The sequence below is a fragment of the Cryobacterium sp. MP_3.1 genome (genome assembly GCF_035984795.1).
GTDB lineage: Bacteria > Actinomycetota > Actinomycetes > Actinomycetales > Microbacteriaceae > Cryobacterium > Cryobacterium zongtaii.
The window spans coordinates 57,944-75,617 of the sequence record NZ_JAXCHV010000004.1; the positions used below are offsets into that span (position 1 = coordinate 57,944).

Below are 17,674 nucleotides of genomic sequence, written 5' to 3' on the forward strand. Positions count from 1 at the left end.
GGGGGATCTCAGCGAGCTCGATCAGCGGCTGGGGCTTAGGTGCGTCGTGGCTGGGTTGCGGGCGGGCATCTCGATGAGTGTTTGGCCGGGGTCGATGGTTGTGGGTGGGCGGAGCCAGTAGCGGCCGGTGTTTTCGAAGATCTGCCAGTGCTGGTTGTGGAGCAGCAGGTGGTGGGCGGGGCAGAGCAGGATGCCCTGGTTGATGTCGGTTCTGCCGTGGTCTCTGAGCCAGTGTTCGATGTGGTGGGCTTCGGTGAACGCTGGTGGGCGGTCGCAGCCGGGCCACCGGCAGCCGCCGTCGCGGGCGGCGAGGGCCCGGCGTTGGGCCCGGTTGAACAGGCGTTGTTCGTGGCCCAGGTCCAGGGGCCGGTTGACCTCGTCGACGGTGATCTCAACACTTCCCGAGTCGCAGATGAGGCGTTCGATGGTTTCGGGGGAGACCGGGGCGTTGTTGCCCTCGATGTAGCCGTGCCCGGTTTGGCCGGGTAGGCAGATCAGGATGTCGTCGGCGGCGGTCGGTCCTGTGGGTGCGGCGGGTCTGGCCGTCGTGGCGGTGGTGGTGAGGATCTGCACGGCGGGGCGGCGGCCGCCGAGCATCTCGTTGGGGTTGATGGTGGTGCCGGCTTTGAGGAGGTCGAGGAAGCCGTCGCAGGTGATTTGGCTGGTGTTGCGGGGGTCGTTCTTGACGCGTTTGGCCCAGGCGGCGCGTGCGGTGTCGACGAAGCGCACGCCGCCGCGGCGGGGGCTGGTGAGACTGTTGAAGGTGGCTTTGATGAACTCGCCCTGTTCCGCCGGGAAGAGCCCGTCGATGCGGACCTGGCCGGTGTTCAGGGTCCAGATGCGCAGGTAGCGGTCGTCCCAGGCTTTCTGTTCCCGTACCCTAATGCCGGCCTCGTCGAGGCTGTCGCGCGTCTGCCGGGCCCGTTTGAGGAGCTGGTCCACGTCCATCGCCGCGGCGTCGGCGAGCAGGCCGGCGAGGGCGTCGGCGAGGACCGGGCCGGTGACGACGGTATCGATGTCGCCCAGGCCGGTGCGTAGGGCGTGCGCGGCATCGATCGAGAGGGTGCCGCCGGTCACGGCGTGCGAGATCGGTGCGTGCCACGGTGCCGGGGCCGGCGGCAGCAGCGGAACCGCAAAGTCCAAGGCGTCGGGGGAGTCCGGGTCCAGCGCGCCATCAAGCGCCCCGTCGAGCAACCGGCGGGCTGCCTCGTCCTCGGCGGCCAGGAACGCGGCCGCCTGCGCTTGGGCATCTTCGGCCTCGGCGAGCATCCGGCCCACCCCCACGAGCTTCCTCGACTCAACCTTGCTCGTGCCGGTCAGCTCCTGGATCAAGGCCTCGGGGTTGAGGAAACCCTGCTGCGCAGCCAGACCGGACTGGCCCAGCTCCCATCGGGAACGCTGGGCCAGGGTCTTCGCCAGCTACGCCTTGCGGGTGTCGAGCTCGCGCTGGGCCTGCGCGAGAGTGCGCTGACCGGCCAGGACAGCGGCATCCGACAACGCGTCGTAGTCAACGCTGCACGACCCTAACCGGGCCACATTCTCCGCGGCTTCCACCAGCGCATCACCGCGATGAGTGGCGAACGTAGCTGCGATACTCGACTGGTTTGTCATGCCCCGAATCTAGCCCGAATACGAAGCTTTGTGTGAGCAAATATCAAATTGTGGATAACCTCTTCGCCCGTCGGCCGTCGGGCCGGGCCCGCCACGAAACACCGCCCCCACCAGCCCCGCCGGGCATCCCGCCGGGGACATGGCGGGGGTGAGGGGGCGGAGGGGCTAGCCGGGGTAGGGGGCGTTGGGACGGGCGTAGAAGATCCAGGCCAGGACCGTGCAGAAGACGCAGAACACGGCGCAGCCGATGAAGAACGCTGTCGGGCTGATCGCCGTGAGCGCGATGCCCACGATGAACGGGCCGAACGCCGCGATCGCGGAGGTCCAGGCGATGGCGCCGCCGGCCTGGCGTTTGGGGAATATCATCGGCATCTGCTTGAAGGTGCCGCCGTTGGCCAGACCCGCGAAAAAGAAGATGATCAGCATCCCGGTGAGGAAGCCCCAGAACTCGCCGACACTCGACGGGGTGAGGAAGAACGCGGTCAGAACCGTGCCCACCACCATGCCGGCACCGCCGACGAAGGTGAAGACCGCGCCGCCGAACTTGTCGCAGAACGGGCCGCTGGCCGCTCGCACGGCGGCTCCCACGACAGGGCCGATGAACGCGAATGCCAACGGGTTGGGTGCATCCGGGAAGTCGCCGTAGACGTTGAGGATGATCAGGCCCATCTGGGCGGCCAGGCCGCTGTATGCGCCGAAGCTCATCAGGTAGATGGCGGTCATGATCCAGGTGTGCTTGATCTTGAAGATGTCCACCTGCTGCGCGAAGTTGGCCGTGATGGGCACCCGGCGCAGATACAGGATCGAGAGCACCATCGCGAGCAGAGCCCAGGGGATGAGCACCAGTCCACCGTTGTGCAGCCAGACCAGTTCGCCGTTCGCGCTGGACTGCGGGGTGAGGGCCGCCGTGCCGAGCAGACCGAAACCGACAACCCAGGGCAGCAGAAGCTGGATGAGGCCGATACCGAAGTTACCCAGTCCCGCCTGCAGCCCGAGCGCGGTGCCGGCCAGGCGCTTGGGGAAGAAGTAGCTGGTGGAGGCCATCAGGCCGGAGAACGCGCCGCCGCCGATGCCGGCCGAGAACGACAGGCAGAGCAGCACCCAGAACGGGGTGGAGGTGTCGCGTACGGCGAGGGTCCAGCCGAGCATCGGCAGGATCAGTAGCCCGGACGACATCGCCACCAGATTGCGGGTGCCCATGATCGGCGGCAGGAACATGAAGACCAGCCGCAGGATGCCGGCGGCCAAGCCGGGCAGGGCTACCAGCCAGTACAGCTGGCCGGGCGTCAGCGAGTAGCCGATGTCGTTCAGTCGCGGCGCGATCGCGCTCACCAGGTACCAGGAGGCGAACGCGAGCGTCAGGCTGAAGGTGGTGATCCAGAGCGTGCGCCAAGCGAGCTTGGAGTCCCACGTCTCTTCGTTTTCCGGGTCCCAGTTGGACAGGTCCGGTTCGAGGCGGCTGCTGACGGCGGTGGAAGCGGCGGCTGACATGAAAGCTCCTGGTTTCCGGTCGAATGAGAGCGCACCTGCTGGTGCGCTCAAGGTCAGCCTGACCGTCGCCGAAGGCCCCGACAACGAGCGAACACCGTGAAAAATGATCCGTGCCCGCCGCGGCCGCTGCGACCGGACACGATGCGGCGAACCCGAACCGTTCGGGGTTAGGGTCGGTGTATGTCCGGCGTACCGATTCCCGTGCGCGTCATCGAGCCGCTGGCCGGTGATGTGCCGCTCGGGCCTGCCCCGGCCCCGGATACCCAGCTCGTCGACACCCTCGGTCGCCCGCTGCACGACCTGCGCCTCTCGGTCACCGACCGGTGCAACTTCCGCTGCGTGTACTGCATGCCCAAGGAGATCTTCGGCAAGGACTTCGCCTTCATGCCCCGCGACGAGATGCTCTCGTTCGAGGAGATGACCCGGCTGGCGCGTATCTCGGTGGCGCACGGGGTGGAGAAGATCCGGCTCACCGGCGGCGAACCGCTGCTGCGCAAGGGCCTCGAAGAGCTCATCGCAATGCTCGCCGCCCTCCGCACCCCGGCGGGCCGGCCCGTGGACATCGCCCTCACCACCAACGGTTCCGCCCTGGCGATGAAGGCGCAGGCGCTCAAGGATGCCGGCCTCAAGCGCGTGACTGTCTCCCTCGACTCCCTCGACGACACCACCTTCCGCACGATGAACGACGTCAACTTCCCGGTCGCCCGCATCCTGGCCGGCCTCGACGCCGCCCACGCCGTCGGCCTGGGTCCCATCAAGATCAACATGGTCGTCAAGCGCGGCCAGAACGACCACGACATCGTCAACATGGCCCGGCATTTCAAGGGCACCCCCTACATCCTGCGATTCATCGAGTTCATGGACGTGGGCACGAGCAACGGCTGGGACATGGCCGCCGTGCTCCCGTCCAGTGAGGTGCGTGACCGCATCCACGCCGAACTGCCGTTGCAGGAAGTGGCGCCCAACTACGCCGGCGAGACCAGCCGTCGTTGGCGGTACGTCGACGGCGAGGGCGAGATCGGCCTGATCTCCAGCGTCACCCAGTCGTTCTGCCACACCTGCTCCCGCGCTCGGGTCTCCACCGACGGCAAGCTGTTCACGTGCCTGTTCGCCAGCGGCGGCCATGACCTGCGCGCGCTGCTTCGCGATGGCAGCAGCGACGAGCAGCTCTCGGCCGCGATGGGTTCCATCTGGCGGCAGCGCACCGACCGGGCCTCCGCATTGCGCAGCGCCCAGACCGGAGCGGTGCGCTCCTCCGGCACGAAGATCGAGATGTCCTACATCGGCGGATGATCGCCGCCCGGTCCGGTTTAACCGCACGCTGCTACTCTAAAATCATGGTTTCGACCGATCAGAGTGACGCCAGGCACGCGGCCCTGGCCAGTGAGCCGCGCCGCCGGGTGCTGGGCCTGCTCACCGCTGCCGCCGAGCCGCTGGACGCCGTCACCGTCGCCGCGGGCATCGGCCTGCATGTCACCACCGCCCGGTTCCACCTGGAGCAGCTCGAGGCCGCGGGACTGGTCGAGCGCCAGGTGGCCAGGGATGGCCAGCGTGGCCGCCCGCACGTGCTGTTCAGCCCGGTGGCGGCGCCGCTGCCCGTCGAAGATGCCCAACTGCAGCTCACCCAGGCCCTCGCCTCGGTGATCGGCGAGGACGCCGACGGCGGTCGCGCCCGCTCGGTGCGCGCCGGCGAGCGCTGGTCGGCGCAGTACGCGGCCGGGGCGGATGCCGCCGATCCGGTCGACCTGGTGGGCACCCCGTCCGCCGCCTCGGCCGGAACCGACATGGTGCCTCCGTTGCTGCGGGTGCTCACCGAGATCGGCTTCGAGCCTCAGCTGCGCGCAGACGAGAACACCATCGCGCTGCCGGCCTGCCCGTTCCGGGCCGAGGCGCGCGCCAACCCCAATGTGGTCTGCTCGGTGCACCTGGGCCTGATCCAGGGCCTGGTGCGGGAGCGAGGGCACGACGCGTCCGCCATCCGCCTGCTCCCGTTCGTGCAGCCCGACCTCTGCCTCGTGGAGTTGCCTCCGGGTCTCGCGGACTGAGGGAAATGCCCCCAGTGCGGGCCGAAGTCGGTGCTTTTCTCACAGTTCGCGAACTGTCACCCCACGTAGGAGGACACGTCGACCTGCGCGGTTACGTCCACGTAGACGTCGCCGTCAACGATGGTGAGCGGGTAGACCGGCACCGGCTCTGAGGCCGGCAGGGTGCGGGCCCGCCCGGTGGACAGCTCGAACCGGCCGCCGTGCGCCCAGCACTCCAGGTCGTCGCCCTCGACGAAGCCGTCGGAGAGGGAGATGTCGGCGTGCGAGCACATGTCGCCGAGCGCGAAGCAGTTTCCGGCGCTGTCTTTCACCAGGGCGACCGCCACACCGTCGACCATCACCTTGATCGCCTCGCCGAGCTCGAGCTCGGATTCCGCGCACACCCTGGTTGCCATCTGTTTCTCGTTCCTGCCGATTCTTCTTGCGGCCTGGGCCGATGGGACGAACGTCCCGATTAAAAGGATAGACATCCTCTAAAGTGACTCACTAGGGTCATTCGACCCGGCGAAGGAGAATTTCTGTGACTGCCGAACCGATCAACCTCTCATCCAGCCGCCCCGGTGCCGTGGATGTCGAAGCCCCCGCCGGGCATGCCTGCGCCTGTGGACACGAGGACACCGAGAAGATCGTCCTCGACTCCCGCACCATCCCGCACGCCATCCGCCACGCCACGATCTTCGGAGCCCTCGGCGCCATCCAGCCCGGCTTCGCCCTCGACCTGATCGCCTCGCACAACCCGCTGCCGCTGCTCGGCCAGCTCGAGAGCAGCCGCCCCGGCGACTTCGTCGTCTCGTACCTCGAGAACGGCCCCGAAACCTGGACCATCCGCCTCACCCGCGCCAACTAGCCGGCACCTGCCCGCCTGCCGCCGCCGATGACCACGCTCAGCCCCCTCCGCCGCACCGGCAGCGCCCTGCGCGGCACCGGCCCGGCGGCACGGCCGAAGGTCACCGGCCGGTTGGTCTTCCTGCTCCTCGGCGGCATCGCCCTGCTCGCCGGCCTCGACGGCGCCCTGCTGCTGCTCGGCCTGGCGGCCCCGGTCGACAGCGCGCGGCTCGGTGCGGTGCACGGGCCGCTGATGGTGTTCGGCTTCGTCGGCACCGTCGTCGTGCTCGAGCGGGCCGTGGCCGTGCGCCGCGGCTGGGCGTACCTCGCCCCTGGCCTGCTCGGCGCCGGCGGCCTGGCCCTCATCTCGCCGCTGCCGGTGGTCGTGGGCCAGGTCGCCCTCGTCGCCGGTTGCGCCGTGCTGCTGGCCATCTACGCCGAGATCTGGCGCCGGCAGGGGTCGGTGTCCACCGCTGTGCAGGTGCTCGGCGCCGTCGCCGGGCTGATGGCCACGGTGTTGTGGCTGCGCGGTATCGGCATCCCGCAGCTCGCGCCGCTGCTCATCCTCTACCTCGTGCTCACCATCGCCGGCGAGCGCCTCGAGCTGTCCCGCATCTCGCCCACCGTGAACCGTCGAGCCGAACAGTGGATGCTCGGCATCAGCCTCTCCCTCAGCTTCGGCTCGGTCATCGCCCTGGTCTGGCCGATCGCCGGCTACCCCCTCCTGGGCGCCGGGATGCTGGCGCTGGTGGCCTGGCTGTTCCGCCACGACATCGCCACCCGCATGGTGCGCTCGGTCGGGCTGCCCCGCTACATGGCCTGGTGCCTCCTGGCCGGCTACGGCTGGCTCGTCGTGGTGGGCGGCATCTGGCTCCTGCAGGGCCCGGTCTACTCCGGTCCCGGCTACGACGCGATGATGCACGCCGTCTTCCTCGGTTTTGTGATGTCGATGATCATGGCCCACGCCCCCACCATCCTTCCTGCCGTGCTGCGCCGACCGCTGCCCTACCGACCGATCATGTACCTGCCGGCCGGGCTGCTGCACGCCTCGCTGCTGGCCCGGGTCCTGTTCGGTGACGCCTACGGTGTGCCGGCCCTGGTGCAGTGGGGCGGCGTCTTCAACATCGTCGCGGTGCTGCTGTTTGTACTGATCGCCGTGGTCTCGGTGCTGCGCGGCAGCACCGTGTTGCCCGCGCGAGCAGCAGCGCGCAGTACCGCCGTGCCGCCGGCACCCTCCCCGCGAGGCTCGCTCTTATGAAGGACAAGCTCTGGCACATCGTCTCGGGCATCCTGGTGCCGGCCTGGCTGGTCGCCGCGGTGGTCTTCACCTTTTTGCACCGCCTGGTGCCGTCATCGGGGTGGTTGCTCGTGCACCTGCTGCTGCTCGGCGCGGTGAGCACCGCCATCCTGATCTGGAGCCAGCACTTCGCCGACACCCTGTTGCGACGCAAGGCCCTCGGCCACCGGCTTTCGCTGGGGCTGCGGCTGAGCGTCCACACCGTGGGCGCGACCCTGGTGATGACGGGCATGGTCATCGACGGGTACCCGCTGGTGCTGGTCGGCGGCATCCTGGTGGGCCTGAACGCGATCATTCACGCCATCGTGATCGTCGGCCAGTCCCGCGGCGCGATGCCGGGCCGGTTCGCCCCGCTGGTGCGCTACTACGTAGCCAGTGCGCTGATGCTGGCCGCCGGCGTGGTCCTGGGCATCCTGATGGCCAGGCTCGACGGTGGCGGTGAGGACTACGAACGCCTCTTCATCGGGCACCTCGGCCTCAACCTACTGGGCTGGGTGGGCCTGACCGTGATCGGCACCATCGCCCTGCTTTGGCCCACGGTGCTGCACACCCGCGTGGAGGGCGCCACGCTCGCCGGCGGGCACACCCTGATGGTGCTCGTGGGCGCCCTCGGTCTGCTCGCCCTCGGTTGCCTGGCCGACCTGCGCCTGATCGTGGCCCTGGGCGTGCTGGTCTACCTGGCCGGGCTGGGCCGGGTGCTCTGGGAGGCCGTCGGCCACCTGCGCCGCGCGCCCGCGGTCACCTTCGCGGCGTGGAGCCTCGGCGCCGCGATGGTCTGGTTCGCGCTCTGCACCCTCGGTTTCGGCCTGCAGCTGGTACTCGCCCCGAGCTGGACCGCGGCCGCCGCCGGCGTGGAAACCCTGGTGCCCTACTTTGCGGTCGGCTTCGCCGCCCAGATCCTGCTCGGCGCCCTGAGTCACCTGGTGCCCGTGGTGCTCGGCGGCGGCCCGCCCGCCCTCAAGGCCACCGCGGCCGAACTCGACCGCGGCGGCCTGGTCCGGGTCGTCCTCGTCAACGGTGCCCTCGTCCTCTCGCTCCTGCCGGTTTCCAGCACCATTACCGTGCTGCTGTCGGTGCTGACCGTGGGCACCCTGGCCAGTTTCCTGGTGCTGTTCACCCTGGCCCTCCGCACCAACCGTCGGGTACGCGCCCTCCCGCTGGTGCGGATCGCGCCGGGCGAACGCGCCGCGCCGACCGAGCGACCCCGCAGCACCGGACGGATGCTCGCGGCCGCGACCGTGCTGCTGCTCACGGTGACCGCGGGCATCGTGGCCGACCCGGCCTCAATCGGCCTGTCGACCATGGCCGCCCCGGCCGCCGGCACGGCCGCCGCCGCGACCGGGCACACCACCACGGTGGCGGTGAACATGGTGGACACCCGCTTCGTACCCGACCGCATCGAGGTGCCGGTCGGTGACGAACTGGTGATCGAACTCACCAATAGCGATGACATGGTGCACAACCTGGTGCTCGAGTCCGGGCTGGTCTCCTCGTCGCTCGACCCTGGCGCCACCGAGACCGTGGCAGTGGGCGTGATCGGCGCGAGTGTGGACGGCTGGTGCTCGATCGCCGGACACCGGCTGCTGGGCATGGAGATCAGCATCATCGCGGTGGGCGGCGGCAGCGCCACTGACGACATGACCGCGGATGACATGGCCGCGGCTGACTCCGGCCACGCCGGCCACGGCGCGGCCGCGACTGGGGCATCCGCCGCCGACGACCTCGACCCGATGGCTGAACCCGACGCCGATTTCCAGGCGAGGGACGCCGCACTGCCGCCCGCCGCATCCGCCACCGTGCACCGGCAGACCCTGACCGTGCGCAATGTGGAGACCGAGGTGGCCCCGGGGGTCACCCAGATGCTGTGGACCTTCAACGGCACAGCGCCCGGCCCCACTCTGCGCGGCACCGTGGGCGACGTGTTCGAGATCACCCTGGTGAACGAGGGCACGATGGGGCACTCCATCGACTTCCATGCCGGCGACGTGGCCCCGGATGAGGTGATGCGCACCATCCAACCCGGCGAGAGCCTGGTCTACACGTTCACCGCCACCCGGTCCGGCATCTGGCTGTACCACTGCTCCACCATGCCCATGTCGGTGCACATCGCCAACGGCATGTTCGGTGCCGTCATCATCGACCCGCCCGGGCTGGCCGAGGTGGACCGGGAGTACCTCGTCGTGCAGTCCGAGCTCTACCTCGGCGCGCAGGGCGGCGAGGTCGACGACCGCAAGGTCGAGGCGCAGACCCCCGACCTGGTCGTCTTCAACGGCTACGCCAACCAGTACGCCGCCCGCCCGCTCGCGGCCCGGGTGGGTGAGACCGTGCGCGTCTGGGTGCTGGCTGCCGGACCCAACGTCGGCAGCGCCTTCCACGTCGTCGGCGGCCAGTTCGACACCGTCTACAAGGAGGGCGACTACACGCTCAAAGACGGCGGCAGCACCGGAACCGGCGGCTCCCAGGTGCTCGACCTCGCTGCGGCGCAGGGCGGGTTCGTGGAGCTCACCTTCGGCCAGGCCGGTCACTACCCGTTCGTGAGCCACGTCATGTCGGATGCCGAGAAGGGCGCCCGCGGCATCCTCGAGGTGCTCCCGTGAGTGCGGCCCGGCGGTCGGTACCGCTGCGCAGCACCTGTGGTCGTCCGCACCCGTGCCCGCCCGCGATGCAACGACGGATCCTCGGGCAGATCGGCCTCTTCCACGGTCTGTCCGGCACCGAGCTGGCCTCGATCGGCGCACGGCTCCAGTCGCTGTCCTGGTCGGCAGGCGAGGCCGTGTTCACCGCAGGCGACCCCGCCGAGCACGTCTACCTACTCGCGGCCGGTCAGGCGAAGGCCTTCCGCACCACGCCGACGGGCCAGCGCACCAGCCTGGACTTCTTCGGGCCCGGCGACGTGCTCGGCGGCCTCACCTGGGCGGGCCGCAGCGGATACACCGAGACGGCCATCGCCCTGGTCACCACCTGCGCCCTCCGCATCGACGCCGGCGCCTTCCGCGAGGTGATGCTCGCGCATCCGTCGGTGGCTCTGGGCGTGCTCGACGTGGTCTCCGACCGTCTCGCCCGCGCCCGCTCCACCGAGCAGCAGCAGGCCTCCAACACCGTCACCGAACGGGTGGCGGCCGGCCTGCTCCGCCTGGCCGACACCTTCGGTGTGCCGGGTGACGAGCCCGGCACGACACTCATCCAGCTGCCCCTGACCCGGGCCGACCTGGCCGCCATGGCGGGCACCAGCGCCGAGTCGGTGTCCCGCACGATGAGCCGGCTGCGCCGCGCCGGGCTGATCGACTCGGGTCGGCGCTGGACCGCGGTGCTCGACCGGACCGGTCTGCTCGCGGCAAAGTGACGGCCGTCATGGTCGCCGCCAGGCAGCCTCCGTAACGTCGTGAATGCCCCGGTCAACCGGGGTGCACGGCACATCGAAAGGCACTCATCATGACCACCCTCACCTCACCCAGCACCCACACCATCCTGCGGGCCGACGGCTTCTCCTGCCCCTCCTGCGTCGCCAAGATCGAGAAGCTGATCGGTCGACTGCCCGGCGTCACCGGCGTCGCCGTGTTCTTCTCCTCGGCCCGCATCGAGATCGACCACGACCCGGCCGTCGTGAGCACGGATGCCCTCATCGCCGCGGTCGGCAAGGCCGGCTACCCCGCCCGCCTGGCCGCGTTCTGACCGGCCAGGCTGGGGGAGTGACATGCGCACCGCGGCCGGGATCGGCCGCCGCCTGACCACCCGGTGGACGATTCCGGTGGTATCGGGGACGCTGATCGCGGCGGCCTGGCTGGCCGGCCCGGTGCCCGCGCTGAGCCTGGCCTCGGACGCGGCGATGGTGGCGGCCGCCGTTGTGGCCGGCGCCCCGATCGCCCGGGCGGCCCTGCGCGGCCTGTCCGCGCGGGTGGTCGGCATCGACCTGCTCGTCACCGTCGCCACGGTGGGCGCGATCGTGCTCGGCGAATACTGGGAGGCCGCCGCGGTGACCGTCCTGTTCGCCATCGGCCACGCCCTCGAGACGGCCACCCTGAACCGCACCCGGTCCGCCCTGACCGCCCTCGTGGCGCTGGCCCCCGACGTGGCCCTGGTGCTCCGCGATGGTGCGCAGACCGAGGTGCCGGCCGCCGCCGTGCTCACCGGGGAGACCGTGCTGGTCAAGTCCGGCGCGCGGGTTCCGGTGGACGGCACCGTGCGGCACGGCACCGGCACCCTCGACGAAGCCTCCATCACGGGCGAATCCCTCCAGGTGGCCAAGGCGCGCGGCGACAGGGTCTTTGCCGGCACAATGTCCACCGGCGGGTTGCTGCAGGTCGAGGCCACCGAGGTCGGTGCGGCCACCACCCTGGCCCGCATCGTGCACAGGGTCGAGGAGGCGCAGGACGCCACCGCGCCGACCCAGGTCTTCATGGACAGATTCTCCGCCTGGTACACCCCCGGCATCCTGGTGCTCGCCGTGGTCGTCGGGTTGCTTTCCGGCGATCTGTTCCTCGCGCTGACGCTGCTGGTCATCGGCTGCCCCGGCGCCCTGGTCATCTCGATTCCCGTCGCGATCGTCGCCGGCATCGGCCGCGCCGCCCGGTCCGGAATCCTGATCAAGGGCGGCGAGTTCCTCGAGACCACCTCGAAGGTCACCGTCGTCGCCGTCGACAAGACCGGAACCCTCACCCGCGGTCGCCCGCGGCTGACCGACGTCGTGGTCCTGAACCCCGAGCTGACTCGCGCCGACGTGCTCGGCTGGGCCGCTCGGGCCGAGGCCGGCTCCGAGCATCCCCTGGCCGAGCGATCGTGCTGGCCGCGGCGGAGATCGCGCTGGAGACGGTCGGTGCGGCAGATCGCGGTGCCGGCGGAACCCTCCTGCCCGACACCATCACGTCGATTCCCGGTCAGGGCATCACCGCCATCGTGGCCGGGCGTTCCGTGCTGATCGGCAACCCGGCGCTGCTGGCCGCTCACGCCATCGACGACCCGGATGCGGCCGTCACGGTGGCCGCCGGCCTCGCGGCCCGCGGGCGCACGCCGCTGATCGTCGTGATCGACGGCACCGTGGCCGGAGTCCTCGCGGTCGCCGACGAGGTGCGCCCCGACGCCGCCGGAATGGTGGCAGCCCTGCGCGCCGCCGGGGTGCACAGGGTCATCATGCTCACCGGTGACGGGCCGCTGGTGGCCGCGGCTGTCGGCGCCGCGGTCGGCATCGACGAGATCCGGGCATCGCTGTTACCGGAGGACAAGCTCGACGTCGTGACCCGGCTGCAACAGGACGGCCACGTTGTGGCGATGGTGGGCGACGGAGTGAACGACGCCCCGGCGCTGGCCACGGCGGACATCGGCATCGCGATGGGCGCGGCCGGCTCGGCGGTGGCGGTCGAAACCGCCGACATCGCCCTGATGGGCGACAACCTGCTGATGCTCCCCGCGGCCATCGACCTGGCCCGGCGCACCGTGCGGACCATGCACCAGAACGTGGCCCTCGCCCTGATCACGGTGGCGCTGCTGCTGGCCGGGGTGCTGTGGGGCGGCGTGACCATGGCCGTGGGGATGCTCGTGCACGAGGCATCCGTTCTCCTCGTGATCGTCAACGCGATGCGGCTGTTACGCCGTAGCCGCCCGAGCCCGCTCGTGCCGCAATAGCCCCCACACTATGAGCGTCTGGGCCGCGATGTAGGTGACCATGATCAGGAAATCCGCCAGGGGGATGCCGGAATCAGGCAAAAACCTGTTGATCGCCAGGAGCGAGTCGGAGACGACGAACAGCGCCCCGCCCCAGGCGACCCAGCGGTTGCACCCAGACGCGAATGCGGCCATCGCGGAGAGCACGATGCCGTACGCGATGACCGGAACCAGCAGCGAGCCGGTATGCGGGCCCAGGATCATCAGCAACACGACCAACCAGACCGCGTAGGCGATGGCCCACCATTGCACCCGGCGTACCGCGAGCCGGGAGACGAAAAGCACGAGGTAGGTGATGTGCGCCAGCAGGAAGAAGACCAGGCCGACGACGAACCACCACGGGATCGTGACGTCTCCCACCCACGAGAAGAACAGCGCGACCACCCCGAGCACAATCGCCGGCGAGCGACGCTGCGGCGCACCCCAGATGAGCCCGGCCGCCAGGGCCGGCATCAGCAGCGGCTTCGTCCACTCCGCCAGGCCGCCCAGCGACAGCAGGATGGCGCCCAGATGGATCAGACCGACCACGATGATGGGCAGGAACGGAACGACGGACGACGCCGATCGGACCGTGGTGCGGGATTTTTCCACTGTGCTCACTTCGCTGTGGGACGGATGTCTCACTCACTGTACCGAGGTGCGGCCGGAGCCGGCTTTTCGCCGCGTCCGCCGAGCCGGAGCAGCGCGATGCCGGTCCAGACGACCCACACCCACTGCAGCAACGCGGCCAGATAGAGCTCGGGTACCAGGAACCTGAGCAGCTCCGCGGCGAGGGTCAGCGCGCCGGCGGCCACGCCGAGCCAACCCAGCAGCGGCGGAAACACGCCCCTGGTCATCACCAGCGCAGCCACCAGGAGCCCGACCGCGGCGAGCGGGCCGGTCAGCGTGACGGTGGTGTTCTCCGCGATCACGGCCTCGGTGGCGGCCACGATGCCGGCCTGCTCCGCCCGCGATGCATCCGCGTACCGGTCGCTGAGCGTGACCAGGATCAGTGACCCGCGGGTGGAGACCGGGATGGCCAGCGACAACGCCGGGGGCAGGGCTCCGAGCAACCCCGCCAGCAGCGCCCAGCTACGGCCGACCGGTGTGAGCGCCACGCCCACGGCAACGAAGACCAGCACCATCAGGTAGCCCGGCAGGATCCAGAGCACCTGTGCGGCGGTGTACACCGCGGTGTGGTCCGCGATGAACAACAGCGTGTCGACGGCACCCGTCACCGGCGGCGGCGCAACTCTATCGAGCACCACCGCGGCCAGCAGCAGCAGCACGTAGAGCAGCGCGGCCAGGCCGCCCACCCGATAAAGCGGCTGCCACGCGCCGTGCCAGGCCGTCGCCGCCAGGGCCGCGGCGGGTGCGGCCTGGTCAGCGCGTGATGTCATCGTTGCCCACACCCGGTTCGGCCAGGGTGGCCGGCGAGCCGGCGTCGTCGGGCGGGTCCAGGAACGAGAGCACGTCCGGCAGGAACCGGGGATCCAGCATGGTGCCCAGATGCCCGCGCCCGGGGTACAGGGCCAGGGTGCCGCGGGGGATGCCCTCGGCGGTCGCGCGGAACAGCTCGGCCGAGTAGAAGGCATCCCGGCCCCCGCCGATCACCAGGGTCGGGGCGACGATATCGGCCAGCCTGGTGCGCAGGTCGAAGGCATCCTCGGCCCGGATCGTGGTGATCAGGTCGGCCGTGGTGTGGCCGAAGAATCGCGCACCCACCAACCAGCCGAGAGCAGCCAGCAGCCGCCTGGATTGAGCGCCGGCCCCGAGCATGCGCATCATTTCGGCACTGGCGGCCCTCGGTCGTCCGTCGAGCACGTTGTCGGCGGTCCGAAGCTGGGTGTCCCGGCCCTCGTCGCCCAACCGATACGCAGCCGACACAATGACGAGCCGTTTCACCACGGCGGGATGGTCGGCGGCCAGCTGCAGCGCGACACTCCCTCCGGTGGATTGGCCGATCACGTCGACGGGCTCGTCGAAGCGCCGCAGCATCGCGTTGGCGTAGTCGGCGGCGATGTCGGCCATGGTGGCGCCGGGCTCGAGGCCCGGGCGGCGGTTCACCCACCACACCCGGCGGGACGCGGCGAACGGCAGCAGCTGCCCGGTCTGGAAGCGCCGGTCGGATCCCGTGGGCGGCTCGTGGTTGGGCGTGATCCCGGCCAGGAAGACCAGCGGCGGGCCGGCGCCGACGGCGAGGAACGGCATCCCGCCCGGCCAGGTGCCGTAAACGCGGGGCGGCGGGGGAGGTGGAGACATGAGAGTGGCCCTTCGCTCGGGGGCGAGGTCTGCGCGAGGCGCTTCGACGTAGCCGAGAGTAGCGCGGCCCCGTGGTCCCCGGGAGGCCCGGTCAGGCCCCGGGCAGCACCTCGATGAGCCGCAGTCGTTCGAGCACGACCTCGGTGTCGTCCGTGACGGTGAAGGCGGGGTCGCCGAGGTAGGCGCGCATGTCGGCGCTCTGCCAGAAGGACTCGTGGGCGACCCGCCAGGCGGCCACGGAGTCATAACCCTCGCCCTCAGCGCGGGCGTGGTCGAGATCCACGGCACCGAGACGCACCACGCGCATCCCCGTGGTCTCGATGATCGCCACCGGGCGGCCGGCCGAGTCGATCAGGACCTGCCGGCTGCCGATCACCGGCAGTGGCTCGTCCTCGATGCCGTATTCGATGAGTGTGGACGTCGTCGACGTCTTCGAGCCGTCCAGGATCGCGGCGACAAGCTGGTCGCGCAGCGGTCCGGGAAAGGCGAACTCCGCGATCGGCAGGTCGCGGGTCGCCGGGTGTGCGGCGGCCGTCAGGTCGGCGGCGATCCGCAGGGCCTCGGCGGCGATCTGCGCCGTGGCGGCCACATCGCTCATCCAGAGCGGCACGGCGGTCGAACGGATGCCGGCGGCCTCGAGCGAGGGCACGGCGTCGGCATCCGACTCGTCGACGAGCCAGGCGTCGAGCACGCCGTCGCGCTGGCGGGAGCCGTAGTGCAGGCCCACCGCGAGGGCGGAGGTCTCCACACCGATGGTGGTCAGGCAGGTGCCGGCCATGCCGCGCACCGCGGCGCCGGAGATGATCGGTGAGATGCCCACGACCCGGGCGGTCGTGGCGCGCAGGGCTTCGCGGATGCCCGGGATGCTCAGGATCGTGCCGACCGAGACGACGGGGTTCGACGGCGGCAGGATCACCAGGTCGGCGCTGAGGATGGCGTCGATCACGCCGGGTGCCGCGACGGCGTCGGCCAGGCCCACCTGCACGAACTCGGAGACGGGTTGGCCGGCGCGGTAACGCACCCACCATTCCTCGAAGTGGATGAGGTCGCCCGCGCGGTGCTCGTCGGCGTCGGCGGCCAGGCGCACGTGGGTCTCCACGAACTGGTCGCTCATCGGCAGCAGGCGCGCGCCGGGCTGCCAGCGGCGGCAGAGGAACTCGGTGGCGGCGCTGAGGGTGGCGCCGCCCCGGAGCAGGTCGGTGCGCACGATGTGGGTGGCCAGGTCGAGATCGCCGAGGGTGAACCAGGACCAGCCGCGCCCGTAGGCGGCGATCTCGGCGGAGGTGCGACGGGACTCGTCGGGCCGTCCCCAGCCCTGCTCCTCGCTGATGCCGCCGCCGAGGGTGTACATCACGGTGTCGAGGTCGGGGCAGATGCGCAGCCCGTCCAGCCACATGTCATCGCCGGTGTTGACGATGACGGTGACTTCGCTGGCGGTGCCGCCCTGCGCCGAGTCGCCGGAAAGTGCGCTTTCCGGGCCGCCGAAGGGGTCATCTGCGCCAATTCGCGCGTCGCCTGATGCCAGCTGTTGCAGCAGCCCGCGGGTGAAGCGGGCGCCGCCGACACCGCCGGCAAGAACTGTGACTCGGGTCATGGGGTTCCTTCGATCGTGGTTGCGGGCGCCGCCTGCTCGTCGGGCCCGGAGAACACGATCACCGGCCGTCCGGTGCGCGGGTGCGGCACGATGTCACAGTCGACGCCGTAGACCGCCCGGATGGTGTCGGGTCGCAGTACCTCGGCAGGGGTGCCGAACGCAGCGAGTCGGCCGCCCTGCAGCAGCACGATGTGGTCGCAATAGGCGGCGGCGAGGTTGAGGTCGTGCAGGGCGAGCACCGAGGTGAGGCCCAGCCCGCGCACCTGGTGCAGCAGTGACAGCTGGGCGCTCACATCGAGGTGGTTGGTGGGTTCGTCGAGCAGCAGCAGGCTCGGCCGCTGGGCCAGGGCGCGGGCGATCTGCACCCGCTGCTGTTGGCCACCGCTGAGGGTGTGCCAGCGACGGTCCACCAGGTCGGTGGCGCCCACCATCGTCAGCGCCTCCGTGGCCACGGCGAGGTCGTCCTCGCCGCCGAAGCTGCCCAACAGCCGGCTGCGGTGCGGGATGCGGCCGAGCAACACCACCTCCCGCACGGACAGGTCCACGCTGGGCGCCACGTTCTGCTCGAGCAGGGCGATGCGCCGGGCGGCCTCCCGCCGCCGCAGCTGCCCCACCACGGCGCCGTCGAGGACGACGGTACCGGCATCCGCCCGGTCGATGCCCGCGATGATGCGCAGCAGGCTGGACTTTCCCGCCCCGTTCGGCCCGAGCAGCCCCGTGACGGTGCCGGGCGGCAGGGTCGCCGAGACACCCTGCAGGATGCGCGTGCCCTCGATGCTCAGCGACACCCCGTCGAGCACGACGCCCGCGTCGCTCGGCGTGCGCGAGTTGCTCGAAAGTGCCGCTTCAGAGCCGCTCATGAGGGAGTTTGCGGCAACTCGCGGTGCGGCCGCGGCGGCCGCGGCGGCCGCG

General features: G+C 70.5%; 16 protein-coding genes and 1 pseudogene. 8 read left to right on the forward strand and 9 right to left on the reverse strand.

Going from position 1 to position 17,674, the window contains the following annotated elements:
• Positions 1-21 precede the first annotated feature (21 nt).
• The 3 genes from RCH12_RS04225 to RCH12_RS04235 form a co-directional block, all read right to left on the reverse strand.
• Entirely contained in the window at positions 22-1,332 is a 1,311-nt protein-coding gene (locus tag RCH12_RS04225) for an HNH endonuclease signature motif containing protein (RefSeq protein ID WP_327016133.1), read from the reverse strand.
• Between the two features lie 87 nt (positions 1,333-1,419).
• Positions 1,420-1,611: a hypothetical protein gene (locus tag RCH12_RS04230; RefSeq protein WP_327016134.1), complete on the reverse strand. Its 192-nt coding sequence runs from the start codon at positions 1,609-1,611 to the stop codon at positions 1,420-1,422.
• Between the two features lie 165 nt (positions 1,612-1,776).
• Entirely contained in the window at positions 1,777-3,102 is a 1,326-nt protein-coding gene (locus RCH12_RS04235) for an MFS transporter (protein ID WP_088457463.1), read from the reverse strand.
• A 180-nt stretch (positions 3,103-3,282) separates the two neighbouring features.
• Between RCH12_RS04235 and moaA the strand changes: the two genes are divergently transcribed.
• Together moaA and RCH12_RS04245 are read left to right on the forward strand one after the other, a co-directional pair.
• Complete coding sequence (gene moaA / locus RCH12_RS04240) at positions 3,283-4,395, forward strand: GTP 3',8-cyclase MoaA (protein ID WP_134408649.1); 1,113 nt, start codon at positions 3,283-3,285, stop codon at positions 4,393-4,395.
• Positions 4,396-4,439: 44 nt separating this feature from the next.
• Positions 4,440-5,147: a helix-turn-helix transcriptional regulator gene (locus RCH12_RS04245; protein WP_168195342.1), complete on the forward strand. Its 708-nt coding sequence runs from the start codon at positions 4,440-4,442 to the stop codon at positions 5,145-5,147.
• Positions 5,148-5,203: 56 nt separating this feature from the next.
• On the opposite strand, the gene RCH12_RS04250 is transcribed toward RCH12_RS04245, so the two are convergent.
• Positions 5,204-5,542 (reverse strand): non-heme iron oxygenase ferredoxin subunit, encoded by a 339-nt coding sequence (locus tag RCH12_RS04250; RefSeq protein ID WP_103459341.1) that lies wholly within the window; start codon positions 5,540-5,542, stop codon positions 5,204-5,206.
• A gap of 125 nt (positions 5,543-5,667) precedes the next feature.
• On the opposite strand from RCH12_RS04250, the gene RCH12_RS04255 reads away from it, so the two are divergent.
• The 6 genes and pseudogenes from RCH12_RS04255 (at position 5,668) to RCH12_RS04280 (ending at position 12,888) form a co-directional block, all read left to right on the forward strand.
• Positions 5,668-5,994: a DUF2249 domain-containing protein gene (locus RCH12_RS04255; protein ID WP_240632282.1), complete on the forward strand. Its 327-nt coding sequence runs from the start codon at positions 5,668-5,670 to the stop codon at positions 5,992-5,994.
• Between the two features lie 27 nt (positions 5,995-6,021).
• On the forward strand, positions 6,022-7,230 hold the full coding sequence (locus tag RCH12_RS04260; protein WP_194087779.1) for a hypothetical protein: 1,209 nt from the start codon (positions 6,022-6,024) through the stop codon (positions 7,228-7,230).
• Complete coding sequence (locus RCH12_RS04265) at positions 7,227-9,866, forward strand: multicopper oxidase domain-containing protein (protein ID WP_327016135.1); 2,640 nt, start codon at positions 7,227-7,229, stop codon at positions 9,864-9,866. The genes RCH12_RS04260 and RCH12_RS04265 overlap by 4 nt, the downstream gene beginning before the upstream one ends.
• On the forward strand, positions 9,863-10,612 hold the full coding sequence (locus RCH12_RS04270) for a Crp/Fnr family transcriptional regulator (protein WP_327016136.1): 750 nt from the start codon (positions 9,863-9,865) through the stop codon (positions 10,610-10,612). Before RCH12_RS04265 ends, RCH12_RS04270 begins: the two co-directional genes overlap by 4 nt.
• A gap of 89 nt (positions 10,613-10,701) precedes the next feature.
• A complete protein-coding gene (locus RCH12_RS04275; RefSeq protein WP_103459338.1) occupies positions 10,702-10,941 on the forward strand; it encodes a heavy-metal-associated domain-containing protein in 240 nt (79 codons plus the stop codon).
• Between the two features lie 22 nt (positions 10,942-10,963).
• Positions 10,964-12,888, forward strand: a pseudogene (locus tag RCH12_RS04280) (heavy metal translocating P-type ATPase).
• Here RCH12_RS04280 and RCH12_RS04285 read toward each other — a convergent pair.
• The 5 genes from RCH12_RS04285 to RCH12_RS04305 form a co-directional block, all read right to left on the reverse strand.
• Entirely contained in the window at positions 12,850-13,527 is a 678-nt protein-coding gene (locus RCH12_RS04285; protein ID WP_327016137.1) for a lysoplasmalogenase, read from the reverse strand. The pseudogene RCH12_RS04280 and the gene RCH12_RS04285 sit on opposite strands and share 39 nt — an antisense overlap.
• Before the next feature lie 20 nt (positions 13,528-13,547).
• Complete coding sequence (locus tag RCH12_RS04290; RefSeq protein WP_327016138.1) at positions 13,548-14,306, reverse strand: DUF4386 family protein; 759 nt, start codon at positions 14,304-14,306, stop codon at positions 13,548-13,550.
• Complete coding sequence (locus tag RCH12_RS04295) at positions 14,290-15,168, reverse strand: alpha/beta fold hydrolase (RefSeq protein WP_327016139.1); 879 nt, start codon at positions 15,166-15,168, stop codon at positions 14,290-14,292. The genes RCH12_RS04290 and RCH12_RS04295 overlap by 17 nt, the downstream gene beginning before the upstream one ends.
• A 91-nt stretch (positions 15,169-15,259) precedes the next feature.
• Positions 15,260-16,762, reverse strand: coding sequence for a 2-phospho-L-lactate transferase (gene cofD / locus RCH12_RS04300; protein ID WP_327016140.1), 1,503 nt, complete (start codon positions 16,760-16,762; stop codon positions 15,260-15,262).
• Positions 16,759-17,622 carry an ABC transporter ATP-binding protein gene (locus RCH12_RS04305; protein WP_327016141.1) on the reverse strand — a complete coding sequence of 288 codons (864 nt, stop codon included), beginning with the start codon at positions 17,620-17,622 and terminating at the stop codon, positions 16,759-16,761. The genes cofD and RCH12_RS04305 overlap by 4 nt, the downstream gene beginning before the upstream one ends.
• Between the last annotated feature and the right edge of the window lie 52 nt (positions 17,623-17,674).

Excerpts from the sequence above, each read along its gene's own strand:
- RCH12_RS04235 (WP_088457463.1), bottom strand. The coding sequence starts at position 3,102 with ATGTCAGCCGCCGCTTCCACCGCCGTCAGCAGCCGCCTCGAACCGGAC.
- moaA (WP_134408649.1), top strand. The coding sequence starts at position 3,283 with ATGTCCGGCGTACCGATTCCCGTGCGCGTCATCGAGCCGCTGGCCGGT.
- RCH12_RS04250 (WP_103459341.1), bottom strand. The coding sequence starts at position 5,542 with ATGGCAACCAGGGTGTGCGCGGAATCCGAGCTCGAGCTCGGCGAGGCG.
- RCH12_RS04295 (WP_327016139.1), bottom strand. The coding sequence starts at position 15,168 with ATGTCTCCACCTCCCCCGCCGCCCCGCGTTTACGGCACCTGGCCGGGC.
- RCH12_RS04265 (WP_327016135.1), top strand. The coding sequence starts at position 7,227 with ATGAAGGACAAGCTCTGGCACATCGTCTCGGGCATCCTGGTGCCGGCC.
- RCH12_RS04245 (WP_168195342.1), top strand. The coding sequence starts at position 4,440 with ATGGTTTCGACCGATCAGAGTGACGCCAGGCACGCGGCCCTGGCCAGT.
- RCH12_RS04260 (WP_194087779.1), top strand. The coding sequence starts at position 6,022 with ATGACCACGCTCAGCCCCCTCCGCCGCACCGGCAGCGCCCTGCGCGGC.
- RCH12_RS04290 (WP_327016138.1), bottom strand. The coding sequence starts at position 14,306 with ATGACATCACGCGCTGACCAGGCCGCACCCGCCGCGGCCCTGGCGGCG.
- RCH12_RS04230 (WP_327016134.1), bottom strand. The coding sequence starts at position 1,611 with ATGACAAACCAGTCGAGTATCGCAGCTACGTTCGCCACTCATCGCGGT.
- RCH12_RS04275 (WP_103459338.1), top strand. The coding sequence starts at position 10,702 with ATGACCACCCTCACCTCACCCAGCACCCACACCATCCTGCGGGCCGAC.
- RCH12_RS04305 (WP_327016141.1), bottom strand. The coding sequence starts at position 17,622 with ATGAGCGGCTCTGAAGCGGCACTTTCGAGCAACTCGCGCACGCCGAGC.
- cofD (WP_327016140.1), bottom strand. The coding sequence starts at position 16,762 with ATGACCCGAGTCACAGTTCTTGCCGGCGGTGTCGGCGGCGCCCGCTTC.